At 72.9% G+C, this 12047-nt stretch carries 13 protein-coding genes; 5 read left to right on the forward strand and 8 right to left on the reverse strand.

Features of this window, described 5'->3' with window-relative positions; all coding sequences use genetic code 11:
* The first annotated feature begins 237 nt into the window (after positions 1-237).
* Positions 238-606 (forward strand): UBP-type zinc finger domain-containing protein, encoded by a 369-nt coding sequence (locus O7635_RS28570; protein WP_347405307.1) that lies wholly within the window; start codon positions 238-240, stop codon positions 604-606.
* A gap of 81 nt (positions 607-687) precedes the next feature.
* On the forward strand, positions 688-1695 hold the full coding sequence (locus O7635_RS28575) for a LacI family DNA-binding transcriptional regulator (RefSeq protein WP_278083580.1): 1008 nt from the start codon (positions 688-690) through the stop codon (positions 1693-1695).
* Positions 1696-2089: 394 nt separating this feature from the next.
* Here O7635_RS28575 and O7635_RS28580 read toward each other — a convergent pair whose 3' ends face one another.
* Genes O7635_RS28580 through O7635_RS28590 form a run of 3 tightly spaced genes read right to left on the reverse strand, consistent with a single transcriptional unit; the run spans position 2090 to position 4379 of the window.
* Entirely contained in the window at positions 2090-2665 is a 576-nt protein-coding gene (locus O7635_RS28580; protein ID WP_278083581.1) for an AAA family ATPase, read from the reverse strand.
* A complete protein-coding gene (locus O7635_RS28585; protein WP_278083582.1) occupies positions 2662-3099 on the reverse strand; it encodes a hypothetical protein in 438 nt (145 codons plus the stop codon). The genes O7635_RS28580 and O7635_RS28585 overlap by 4 nt, the downstream gene beginning before the upstream one ends.
* Positions 3100-3140: 41 nt before the next feature.
* On the reverse strand, positions 3141-4379 hold the full coding sequence (locus O7635_RS28590; protein ID WP_278083583.1) for a beta-ketoacyl-[acyl-carrier-protein] synthase family protein: 1239 nt from the start codon (positions 4377-4379) through the stop codon (positions 3141-3143).
* A 29-nt stretch (positions 4380-4408) separates the two neighbouring features.
* Between O7635_RS28590 and O7635_RS28595 the strand changes: the two genes are divergently transcribed.
* Positions 4409-4987 carry a TetR/AcrR family transcriptional regulator C-terminal domain-containing protein gene (locus O7635_RS28595; protein WP_278083584.1) on the forward strand — a complete coding sequence of 193 codons (579 nt, stop codon included), beginning with the start codon at positions 4409-4411 and terminating at the stop codon, positions 4985-4987.
* 95 nt (positions 4988-5082) lie between these two features.
* On the opposite strand, the gene O7635_RS28600 is transcribed toward O7635_RS28595, so the two are convergent.
* From O7635_RS28600 to O7635_RS28620, 5 genes are all read right to left on the reverse strand, one after another.
* Complete coding sequence (locus O7635_RS28600) at positions 5083-5859, reverse strand: ABC transporter permease (protein WP_278083585.1); 777 nt, start codon at positions 5857-5859, stop codon at positions 5083-5085.
* Positions 5856-6815, reverse strand: coding sequence for an ATP-binding cassette domain-containing protein (locus O7635_RS28605; protein WP_278083586.1), 960 nt, complete (start codon positions 6813-6815; stop codon positions 5856-5858). The genes O7635_RS28600 and O7635_RS28605 overlap by 4 nt, the downstream gene beginning before the upstream one ends.
* Before the next feature lie 80 nt (positions 6816-6895).
* Complete coding sequence (locus tag O7635_RS28610; RefSeq protein ID WP_278083587.1) at positions 6896-7738, reverse strand: DUF4097 family beta strand repeat-containing protein; 843 nt, start codon at positions 7736-7738, stop codon at positions 6896-6898.
* 34 nt (positions 7739-7772) lie between these two features.
* Positions 7773-8285 (reverse strand): toxin-antitoxin system HicB family antitoxin, encoded by a 513-nt coding sequence (locus O7635_RS28615; protein WP_278083588.1) that lies wholly within the window; start codon positions 8283-8285, stop codon positions 7773-7775.
* Between the two features lie 39 nt (positions 8286-8324).
* Positions 8325-9506: an FAD-dependent oxidoreductase gene (locus O7635_RS28620; RefSeq protein ID WP_278083589.1), complete on the reverse strand. Its 1182-nt coding sequence runs from the start codon at positions 9504-9506 to the stop codon at positions 8325-8327.
* 133 nt (positions 9507-9639) lie between these two features.
* Between O7635_RS28620 and O7635_RS28625 the strand changes: the two genes are divergently transcribed.
* Together O7635_RS28625 and O7635_RS28630 are read left to right on the forward strand one after the other, a co-directional pair.
* A complete protein-coding gene (locus O7635_RS28625; RefSeq protein WP_278083590.1) occupies positions 9640-10641 on the forward strand; it encodes a Ku protein in 1002 nt (333 codons plus the stop codon).
* Positions 10642-10661: 20 nt separating this feature from the next.
* Positions 10662-11615 carry a Gfo/Idh/MocA family oxidoreductase gene (locus O7635_RS28630; RefSeq protein WP_278083591.1) on the forward strand — a complete coding sequence of 318 codons (954 nt, stop codon included), beginning with the start codon at positions 10662-10664 and terminating at the stop codon, positions 11613-11615.
* Positions 11616-12047: the final 432 nt, after the last annotated feature.

The raw sequence follows: 12047 nt of genomic DNA on the forward strand, positions 1-12047 counted from the left end.
GCAGGCCGGACCTTGCCCCCGCATGGTCTGCGGAGTGGCCAAACGGACTACCAGAGGGTCCGCGCTTGCGTGCACTCCTGCCCGGCGCCGCCCTCGTCATGGCCGCGCTGGCCCGCGCAGTCGTGGTCCGCCGCCGCCCTCCACGCCGCCGATGATCGCCGCCGCGCCACGACACGGCGGGCGTCGTCGGCGGACACCACGACCCGCGCTGTACGTTGGCCGGGTGGGAGCGACATCGTGTTGAGGCGGCATCGGGGCGGGTCCGGAGAGGCGGACGACGAGCGCCGTGACAAGCCGTTACGCCTGTTCCGGCAGCTCGTCCGCTCGGGCCAGCTGCCCGTCTACCAGCCGGAGCTGTGCACGCACCTCGACGCGGCGCCGGCGCGGGACGTCGGCCGGCCGGACACGTGCGAGGACCACCTGCCGACCGACGAGCCGGTGGTGCACCTGCGGGTCTGCCTGACCTGCGGGCACGTGGCCTGTTGCGACTCGTCGCAGCCCCGGCACGCGACCAAGCACGCCCACGCCACCGGCCACCCGGTCATCCAGTCCGCCGAGGTCGGCGAGTCGTGGCGCTGGTGCTACCCCGACGAGCTGCTCGGCTGAGAGTTTCGATAACGGTTTCGCTTTCCCGACCAGCGGTGTACGGTGCCCGAACACCCCTGCGATCGAAGGTTTTCGAAATTTATGGCGGGCACCGGCCGACCGACCATGGCGGAGATCGCCAAAGAGGCCAACGTCGCGATCTCCACGGTGTCCAAAGTGCTCAACGGCCACACCGACGTGTCGGCCGCGACCCGCAGCCGGGTGGAGCGCCTGCTCGCGGAGCGGGGCTACCGCCGACCACGTGCCGTGCGCCGCGCCGGCCGGGGCAGTGACCTCGTCGACCTGGTGATCAACGACCTCGACAGCGTCTGGGGCCTGGAGATCCTCTCGGGCGTCGAGGAGGTTTTGGAGGCGGCCGGCCACGCCCTGGTCGTCTCGACCGTCCACAACCGCCAGTCACTGACCCGCCGCTGGGTCGAGTCGGCGCTGGCCCGCGGCTCCCTCGGCGCGATCCTCGTGCTCTCGGAGCTCACCGGCCGCCAACACGCCGACCTCGACCGGCGCGGCCTCCCGATCGTCGTGGTCGACGGCGTGAGCCAACCGCCACCCGAGGTGGCGTCGATCGGAGCGACCAACTTCGCCGGCGGGTACGCGGCCGCCGAGCACCTCATCAGCCTTGGCCACCGCCGGATCGGCGCGATCGGCGGCCCGGAGCGCCTGCAGTGCACCCGGGCCCGCATCGCCGGCTACCGCGCGGCCCTGGAATCCGCCGGCCTGCCCGTGGACCGCCAACTGGTCCGCTACGGCAACTTCATGCACGAGGGCGGCCTCCGCGGCGCCCAGGCGCTGCTGGCCCTGCCGGACCCGCCGACCGCCATCTTCGCGGGCAGCGACCAACAGGCGACCGGCGTCTACGAAGCGGTGCGCCGCGCCGGCCGGACCATCCCCGCCGACGTCAGCGTGGTCGGCTTCGACGACCTGAACTTCGCCGAATGGACCGCGCCACCGCTGACCACGGTCCGCCAGCCCCTGCACGAGATGGGCGTGGCCGCGGCCCGGACGCTACTCCGCATCGTCAACGGCGAACGCCTCGAATCCACCCGCATCGAACTGGCCACCCACCTGGTGGTCCGCGGCAGCACGGCCTGACCGCCGTCGGCCGAGCATTCGGGCCGATCCGCCGTTGCGGCCGGCCCCCGGCTGGGCGGCGGGCTGGGGCGTCGCCGATCCGACCGCGGTCGCGGCCGAGGAAGTTGAGGCCGGTGCCCGAAACGCCGTGTGGTTGGCCGGACGAGCTGCCCGGGCTGGCCTCCTCTGCGGCCCGACTCGGTGGGCCATGTGCGTACATGCGAAGCATGTCGGCTTCGGCAGCGACTCACCGCCCTTCGGTGACCCCTCCACGCAGGCTTTGCTCTGCAGCCAAATACGCAACGCCCGACGGAGAGGGTGTTGCGTATTTGGCTGCAGAGCAAAGCCTGCGTGCCGAGGATCGCCGCCCGCCCGCCGGCCGGCCGGCTCGGCTAGGCGGCGGCGGAGCGGACGGTCAGGTGGTCGACTTGCGGAGTGGGCCCGTGAGCCAGGCTCGGGCCTCGTCGCGGTCGCGCAGGCGCACCACCGGGAGGTCGGGGCGGTCCTGTGCGAGGTGCAGCACGCGGGCGGAGTTCGCGTGGTGGGTGCGCCACGCCCAGCGCAGGATGTGGTCGCGGTCCGTGAAGACCGTCCACAGCGGACTCTCCACGTTGCCGTTCCACAGCTCCTGCCGCCGGAAGCGGCGCACGAAGGTGCGGCGGGTCAGTTGGCGCATGACCACCCCGCGCGGCAGGTCGAGCCAGATCAGCAGGTCGGCGCGGGCGGCCAGGCGGGCGCGGACCGCGCTGTACTGCCACTCCGTCACCCACTCCGGCTGCGCCGCGAAGCGCTCCACGTCCGCCTCGAAGGTCGGGCGCGGCGTCCACCCCGGGCCGTGGAAGAGGGAGTCGATCTCGATGTGCGGTGCGCCGAGCGTCGTGGCCGTCTGCCGGGCGACCGTCGTCTTGCCCGAGCCTGAGGTGCCCGCCACCAGCACCCGGTGCGGTCGGGTCGGCAGCGGGTCCGCCGCCGTGAGCAGAGGCGGGCTCATTCCGCGTGTTGGGCGAGTTCGGTCGCCGCCGCTTCCAGGCGGGCGGGGAACGCCGCCGGTTCCACCAGGTGGGTGACCAGCAGGACGGCGTGGCGGGCGGAGACGTCGGGTTCGACCGGTGGGTCGTCCGGGTCCGGCTCGTGGACGCCCAGCGCGCCGGCCAGCAACAACAGGAACACCTGCGGGTCGAGATCGGTCTGCCATTGTCGGGCGTCCGTGACGACCGCCGTCAGGGTGTCGCGGATGTCGTCGCTGCCGAGACCGTCCGGATGGCCCGACTCGAGGGCGTGGCGCACCACCGTGCCGAGCAGCAGGCCCACCTGGGCCGGGTCGTACGTGCCCAGCCGCGCGACGGCCGACGCGAAGGACGGCGCGTCGAGGGCGCCGGCCGCGCTCACCGCCTCCTCCGCGGCGTCGGCGATCGGTCGCGCCACCGCCGGTACGGCACTCCACCTGCGTCCCACGAGAGCCCAGCCTACGGGGTGAAGATCACGCTGACGTTCTGGCCGCCGAAGCCGAACGAGTTGCTCAGCACCGGGCCCGGCCGGACGCGGCGGGTGTCGCCGGCGACCACGTCCAGGGTCACGTCCTTGTCCTTGGACTCGAGGTTGAGCGTGCGCGGGATCACGCCCTCGACCGCGGAGAGCAGCGCGACGATGCCCTCGACCGCGCCGGCCGCGCCCACCAGGTGGCCGATGCTCGACTTCGGCGCGGTGAGCACCGCGTCGGGGCCCAGGGCCGCCACCACCGCGGCCGACTCGCCGACGTCGCCGACCACCGTCGACGTGGCGTGGCAGTTGACGTGGACGATGTCGGTGGGCGACAGGCCGGCGTCGGCCAGCGCCTTGCGGATCGCGCGGATCTGGCCGGCGGCGGTCGGGTCGGGGCCGGTGATGTGGTAGCCGTCGGCGGTGATGCCGAAGCCGGCCAGGCGGCCCAGCACCCGGGCGCCGCGGGCGGCGGCGAAGTCGGCGCGTTCGAGCACCATCGCGCCGGCGCCCTCGCCGAGGACGAAGCCGTCGCGTTCGGTGTCGAACGGCCGGGACGCGGCCTGCGGGTCGTCGTTGCGCCGGCTCAGCGTGCGGGCCTGGGCGAAGCCGGCGATGGTCAGCGGGTTGATGGCCGCCTCGGCGCCGCCGGCGATCACCACGTCGGCCTCGCCGTCGCGGATCAGCCGGGCGCCCAGCGCCAGCGCCTCGGCGCCCGACGCGCACGCCGAGACCGGGGTGTAGACGCCGGCGCGGGCCCCGTACTCGATGCTGATCCAGGCCGCCGGGCCGTTGGGCATGAGCATCGGGACGGTCAGCGGCGAGACCTTGCCCGGGCCGCGGGCTTCGATGAGGTCGTCCTGGTCGAGCAGCGTGTTGACGCCGCCGATCCCGGTGCCCATCGCCACCGCCAGCCGCTCCGGCTCGACCCCGGGCGCGCCGGCCGCCGCCCAGGCCTCGGCGGCGGCGACGAACGCGGCCTGCTCGGCGCGGTCCATCCGGCGCGCCTGCACCCGGGTCAGCACGTCGGCGGGGGAGACCGCCATCGGCGCCGCGATCTTGGCGGGCAGGTCGTCGGCGAACGCGAACCCGGCGACCAGGTCGTCGATCCGGCGGACCCCGGAGCGGCCGGCGAGCATGCCCTGCCACAGGGCCTCGACGTCGCCGCCGAGCGGGGTCGTCGCACCCAATCCGGTGACGACGACGTCGGCTGGGGTGGTGGACATGCCATAGTTGTATCGCATACAACTTAAGAGTGTCCACCGCAGTGCCGCCGCGGCTGCGCGGGCGGCGCACCCGTGCGCTGATCCTCGAGCAGGCCGTCCACCTCTTCGCCGAACGCGGGTTCGACCAGGTCAACGTGGCCGAGATCGCCGCGGCGGCCGGGGCGCATCCCCACCAGATCACCTACTACTTCGGCTCCAAGGACGCGCTCTTCGTGCACGCGGCGTTCCTGATGCTGTTACGCGACGCGGCCCGCATCGAGCCGATCGGCCGCCGGCAGCGCACTCCGGCGGCCTTCCGGGCGGCGCTGGCGCGCACCGCGTTGGCTCTGCCGTCCGTGCCCGCCGTGGTCGAGGCCATGTCGATCACCCGGCGCCGGCCGGAGCTGCGGTCCCTGGCCGAGCAGAATCTGACCGTGCTGTTCCGCCAGGCCGAGCACTACCTGACCGCGATCCTGACCCGCCGCGGCTGGAGCGTCGACCGCGCGCCGGAGGTCGAGGCCCGCACCTTCTGGAGCGCCGTGCTGGGCGCCCGGCTGATCGCGGAGTCCGGCTACCCGGGCACGTCCGCCGACGTCGACGTCGCCGGCGTCCTGACCGTCCACGCGTGACGGACCCGACGCGGCCGCGCGCCGCGCCGGGTCCGGGCGTTAGGAACGGTCCGTTCCTATGCGGAAAGCGTTAGGAACGGACCGTTCCTTGCCCTTCAGGTGCCGCGGGGGCGGTTGTAGAGGGCGCGCGACCAGAAGAAGCCGACGATCGACAGGACCACGCACCAGCCGACCGCCCACAGTGCACTGTCGCCGATGCCCGACCCCATCAACAGGCCGCGGATCGTTTCGATGACCGGGGTGTACGGCTGGTGCTCGGCGAACCAGGCGACCCCGGCCGGCATGGAGTCCGTGGGCAGGAACGCGCTCGAGATCAGCGGCAGGAACTGGAGGATCAGCGAAAGGCTGTTGGCACCCGCCACCGTCTTGGTGAGCAGGCCGAACGCCACCGCCAGCCAGGTCAGCGCGAACGTCAGCATGGCGAAGACGCCCAGCGCCGCCAGATATTCCACCGGCGTCGCCGACGGCCGGAAACCCAGCGCCAGCGCCACCCCGACGACCAGCACGACGCTGAGGATCGTGCGGACGAGGCTGCCGACCACCTGGCCGGTCAGCACGGACATGCGGGCGATCGACATCGTCCGGAGCCGGGCGATGAGGCCCTCCTGCATGTCCTGGTTGATTTTGATCGCGGTGGCGGCGGTGCCGGTGCCGGCGGCCATCAGGATGATGCCGGGCGCGATGTAGTCGACGTAGCGGCCGCCGCCCTCCGGCAGGAAGTCCGCGCCCAGCGCGTCGCCGAACACGCCGACGAACAACAGCAGGAAGAAGGCCGCCGTGCCGATGCCGCTGATCGTCATCATCGGGAAGCGCAGCGCGTGCGTGATGTCGCGGCGGAACAGCGTCACGGAGTCGAGCATGGCGGTGGTCATCGGGCACCATCCTTGGTGGACAGAGCGGCGGGGGAGGCCGGCGCGGTGGCGGTCAGGGCGAGGAACACGTCGTCGAGGTCGGGGGTGTGCACGGCCAGGCCGTCGGGCTCGACCCGCTCGTAGGCGAGCCGGTCCAGCAGCGTGCGCAGCGAGGCCACGCCGCCGTCGCCGGGCACGTCGAGGGTGAGCGCGTCGTCGTCGCGCGTACCGTCGGCGAACCGGCCCGCCGCGTGGTCCAGCCGCGCCGGGTCGCTGAACTGCAGCCGGACGTGGCCGCCCGGCACCAGCCGCTTCAGCTCGGTCGGCGAGCCCTGCGCGACCAGCACGCCCCCGTTGAGCACCGCGATGCGGTCGGCGAGCTGATCGGCCTCCTCGAGATATTGCGTGGTGAGGAAGATGGTGGTGCCGGCGGCGACCAGCTCACGGATGCTCTGCCACATCGTGTGCCGGCTGCGCGGGTCGAGGCCGGTGGTCGGCTCGTCGAGGAAGATGATCCGCGGCGTGCCGACCAGCGTCATGGCCAGGTCGAGCCGGCGTCGCATGCCCCCGGAGTACGTGGACGCGGGCCGCCCAGCCGCGTCGACCAGGTCGAAGCGCTCCAGCAGGTCGCTCACCCGCTGCCGGCCGGCGCGCTTGCCGAGGTGGCGCAGGTCGGCCATCAGCTGCAGGTTCTCCCGGCCGGTGAGGATGTTGTCGACCGCCGAGAACTGGCCGGTCACGCCGATCGCACTGCGTACTCCCTCGGGATTCCTGGCCAGGTCGTGGCCGCCCACGACGATCCGGCCGGCGTCCGGGGCCTGCAGGGTGGTGAGGATCTCGACGGTGGTGGTCTTGCCGGCGCCGTTCGGGCCGAGCAGCGAGAACACCGACCCCTCGGCGACGTGCAGGTCGATGCCGTCGAGCACGGTGTGCTTGCCGTACGCCTTGCGCAGGCCGGACACCTCTATCGCGGTCATGGTGCGTCCTTTCCAGGGCAGCATTGGTAGCCATGGCAGCACTGCTGCCGCGGCGGTGGGCGGGATTGATCGGGGGAGGGTCAGGCGCGCTGGATCGAGATGTCTCCGAAGTACGTGCGGGCGCGGATCTCGACCTTCTCGTCGGTCTCGTCGGGACCCGTCGTGCCGGCGAGGTTGTTGCGCACCGCGCCGTTCTTGACGTCGAGGTCGAGCCAGGCCGCGGTGCCGGTGGGGATGCCGACCTCGATCGAGCCGGCCGCCGTGTCGAGCGTGACCTGGCCCCGCACGGCCTCCCGGACGCGCAGGCTGCCGTTGGCGGTCTTCAGCGTCGCGCCGCCGGTGACCCGGTCGACGTCGATGCTGCCGTTGGCGCCGTTGGCCCGCAGCGTCCCGACGGCCTCGCCGATCCAGGTCTCGCCGCTGGAGTTCTTGACCACGGAAGCGCCCTCGACCTTGCCGACGTGCACCCGGCCGGTGCCGGTGGTCACCTCGGCGTCGCCGGCGGCGCGGTCGACCGTGATGTCGCCCGCCCCGGTCTCGAGCCGCAGCCGGCCGGTCTCGCCCAGCCGCAGCGCGCCGAAGCCGGACTTGTAGCGGGTCTCACCGAGCGCGCCGACGACCCGCAGGTCACCCGCGTCGGTGCTGCCGGTGAGCCGGGAGCCGGCCGGGACGGCGATGTCGACCTCGATCCGGCCGCTCGAGCCGGCGAACCAGCGCGCGAGGCCCTTCGGGGTGCGCACGGTCAGCCGGCCGTCGGCGTAGGCGACCTGGGTCTCCTCGACCATCTTGCGCGACCTGGCGTTGTTGTTGCCGGGCCGCACCTCGACCTCGGTCGTGTCCCGTTCGCTGGCGGTGACCCGCACGTGGCCGACGATGATGCTGATCTCGACGTCGATGGGCGTCGGGGTGTCGAAGGTGGGCATGGTGGTCCCCTCGTGTGGTGGTGACGATCGGTGGCTAGCGGACCCAACCGGTGAAGCGCTGGCCGGCGCCGCCGTCGGGGGCGCTGGTCGCGGGGCGGTGGCGGTCGGCGTCGAGCGCGGCGGCCGCGGCCCGGACGAGCCAGGTGTTGACGGAGACGTGGCCACTGGCCGCGGCGGCCTCGACCCGCGACTTGAGCTCATCGGGCAGGCGCAGGTTGATCCGGGCCGAGGCGGCGCCCGCGGTGAGCGCCTCGTCGACGGCCGGCTCGGCCGGTGCCGGAGTTGGTGTCGCCGTGGTGCCACTTGGCACCACGGCGACGACGAACTGCGGGTCGCGCCCCCGCAGCCGCACGTCGACCGAGCCGGGCGCCAGCTCACGGGTGATCTCGTCGGCCGCGGCGGAGAGCGCCTCGAGGAAGGCCAGGCGGACGGCCGAATCCAGGGGAGCGGTCAGCCGCTCGGCGAGCGCGCGGGCCTCTTCGCCACCGGCCTCGGCGGCGACGGCCAGCTCCTCGCGAAGCTTGTCGACGTAGGGCGTCAGGTCCATGGCACTACTATGGCACCACGTGGCACCACGCGCAAGTGCTCAGTAGCTCGGGAGGTCGATCGCCGTCGCGGCCCGGTGGATCGGCTCGACGACCTTGGCCAGCATGCGCTCCTTGCCGGGCAACCGGTTGACCACGGCCAGCATGCGCATCGACATCCGCACCTGGCCCCGGCTGCGCAGCACCATGCGCTTGATGTTGGCCGGGCCGAGCTTCTGGTTGGCGGCGACGAACGGGCGCATCAGCCGCTCGTAGCGGGCCGGACCCTGGTCGAGGCCGGCCGCGGCCAGCTCGCCGGCCAGGACGTAGGCGCCGACCAGGGCGAGGCTGGTGCCCTGCCCGGACGCGGGGGAGGCGCAGTAGGCGGCGTCGCCGATCAGCGTGACCCGCCCACGGGACCAGCTGTCGAGGCGGGCCTGGCTGACCGTGTCGAAATAGAAGTCGGTGGCCCCGGGCAGCGCGTCGAGCAGGCGCGGCACCTCCCAGCCCTCACCGGCGTACGCACTGGTCAGGAACGCGTGTTGGGCCGCTCGCCCGCTGGGTCGCGGACCGCCGGGGTCGGTGAACAGGCACATCGCCTTGGCGTCGGCCTGGCCGGCGGTGCTGTAGACCAGCGCGGTCCGCCCCGGCCCGACATAGGTCAGCTCCTCGCGGTCGAGGCCGAGGTGGTTGGGCACCGACCAGATCGCGACGTAATGGCCGAGGTCGTGCACGCCGCCCCCGCCGAAGGCCAGCTCCCGGGTCCGCGAGCGCAGACCGTCGGCCCCCACCACCAGGTCGTACGCCGTGCGCTGCCCGCTCTCGAAGGTGACCTCGCCGCCGGCGGAGACGCCGGCCACCGCATCGCCGAACCGGAAGTCGACGCCGGACGCGCCCTCGCGCAGCAGCCGGGCCAGGTCGCCGCGGAGGAGCTCGGCGTCGTCGTGCACCCGGCCGCCGAACGTGTCGGCGTCCATGCTGGCCACCCGCCGGCCGGTCGCGTCGACCACCGAGCCGGTGCGCACCCCGGTGCGGTGCGCCCGCACCGACTCCAGCAGCCCCATCCGCTCGACCACGGCCAGCGCCGCGCCGCGGATGTCGACCTTGTAGCCGCCGTCGCGCGGGGACTCGGCCCGCTCGACGACCGTCACCCGCGCCCCGCGCTCGGCCAGCCACCAGGCGAGCGCGGTGCCCGCGATGCCGGCGCCGCAGACCAGGATCTTCGCGTTCTCGATGCGTGTCATGCCGCAGATGGTACGCACGTCTGAGACATATGTGCAAGACGATTGTTTCACACATGGTGGGCGGATTGTGATGCGAGGCTCGCGGGTAGTACCGCCGGAAAGCGACGGGCGGCTGGCTGCGGAGGTGGTGGGGATGGCGCGTCCGATCTGGACCGGCGTGATCAGCTTCGGACTGGTGGCGGTCCCGGTGCGGATGTACTCGGCGACCCGCGAGCACGAGGTCTCGTTCCACCAGTTCGAGAAGGGCACCAGCGACCGGATCCGCTACCAGCGGGTCAACGAGCGCACCGGCAAGGAGGTCGACTACGCCGACATCGTGAAAGGCGCCGACGTCGGCGGCGGCCAGTACGTGATCCTCGACCCGGACGAGCTCGACGCCGTCGCGCCCGGCCGGTCGCGCAGCCTGGAGATCCACGCGTTCGTCGACCTGGAGGAGATCGACCCGATCTACTACCAGAAGACCTACTTCCTCGGGCCGGGCAGCGACGAGTCGACCCGTACCTACGCGCTGCTGCGGGACGCGATGGCCGACGCCGGCCGGGCCGCGATCGGCACGCTGGTGATGCGCGGCAAGGAGTACCTCACCGCGATCCGCAGCGACGGCGACCAGCTCGTGCTGCAGACCATGTTCTTCGCCGACGAGGTGCGCGACCCCGGCGACATCGCCGACATCCCCGGCAAGGTGAAGCTGAAGCCGGCCGAGCTGAGCATGGCCGCGCAGCTGCTCGACTCGATGACCTCCGCGTGGAAGCCCGAGGAGTACCGCGACACGTACACCGATCGGGTCAACGAGCTGATCGAGGCGAAGAAGTCCGGCGAGGAGATCACCGAGACCGAGGCGGCTCCCGAGGCGACCGGCGTCAGCGACCTGATGGAGGTGCTGCGGCGCAGCGTCGAGGACGCCCGGTCGCGGCGCGGTGGTGCCGGCCGTGCTTCCGGCGCCGCTTCGAAGAAGGCGGCGAAGAAGGCCCCGGCCAAGAAGAGCGCTGCCAAGAAGGTGCCGGCGAAGAAGAGCACCGCGAGGAAGACGCCGGCCAAGGCCGCGGCGAAGAAGAGCACGAAGTCGTCCACTGCCAAGAAGTCGTCCGCGGCGAAGAAGACGACGGCGAAGAAGGCAACCCGCAAGGCTGCGTAGCGGGTGGCGACGGGGGCGTCATGATCGGTGTGGGCATCATCGGCACGGGCTACATCGCGGCGGCGGCGCACGGGCCGGTGGTGATGGCGTCCCGGGACGCCCACCTGGCGGCGGTGCTGTCCCGTCAGGAGGCGGCGGGCCGGGAGTTCCTGGCCGGGCTGGGCGCCGACGACGCGCGGGCGTACGACGATCTGGGTGCGTTCCTCGGCGACCCACGGGTCGAGCTCGTCATCGTCGCCTCGCCGGACGGGCTGCACTTCCCGCAGGCCGAGGCGAGCCTGCGGGCCGGCAAGCACGTGCTGGTCGAGAAGCCGATGGCGTTGAGCGTGGCCGAGGCCCGGACCTTGGTCGACCTGGCCGCGACCCAGGACCGGGTGCTCGCCGCGAGTTACCACCTGCGCTGCCATCCCGGCCACGTGGCGCTGCGCGAGCGGGTCCGCGCCGGCGAGCTGGGCACGATCCGGCATCTCCGGCTGATCTGGGCGTACCCGATCCCGGAGTCGAACTGGCGCGCCCGCGGCGACGTCGGCCGCTGGTGGTCGATGTCGGCCACCGCCACGCACTGCCTGGACCTGGCCCGCTGGTTCGCCGGGGATGTGGCTGACTGGGCCCAGTACAAGGCGGTGCTGAGCACGGCGAGGTGGCACACCGGCCGCGACGAAACCGCGGCGATCGCGGGGCAGCTGGCCTCGGGCCCGACGGTCGAGGTGCTGAGCACGGTGCAGGTCGGCGAGTACACGCGGCTCGAGATCTTCGGTGACGGCGGGACCGCCTTCTGCGACGGCACGTTCGGCCCGGACGGCACCGGCGAGATCGTCCTCAATGGACGGCGGCTCGACTTCACGCCGGTCAGCCCGTTCGTGCCGCAGCTCGCCGCGCTCCTCGCCGCTGTCAAAGGCCAAGGCCCACCGCCCGCCGACGGCGCGGTCGGCCTGCGGGCGGTCGAGGATCTCGTGCTCGCCGACGACCGCTAGCGGGGCCGGGTCGCCCCGACGGCGGTTGGGTGGCGTCGCTCCCAGGACGTCGTTGAGTTCCAGGTGGTTGCGGCTACCGACCTGCTGGGTGAGCAGCCGTCCGTCCGGGCTCACGTGCTCCGGGGCCAGGCGCCCGTGCCAGCTGAGCACCAGGTCGAAGCCGCCGGCGACATCCTCTATCCGCGTCTCGAGCGCACGCCGAGTCGCTCGCGCGCCACCTCGATGTTGGGCGCCCAACTCTCGACGGCCACGGTGCGCCGGGGGAGCGGCCCGAGCCCGGCAAGGAACTCACCGCCGCCGGTGTCCACGTCGAGCAGCTACGCGGCCTCCCGCACCAACACCCGAGCCCCGCTCCCGGTAATCCCACGGCGGCTCCGTGCCCTCGACCCGCCCGGCCAGCCAGGAGAAGTCCCACCCCGCGCGCGGTACGGT

The sequence above is a fragment of the Asanoa sp. WMMD1127 genome (assembly GCF_029626225.1).
Classification (GTDB): Bacteria; Actinomycetota; Actinomycetes; order Mycobacteriales; family Micromonosporaceae; genus Asanoa.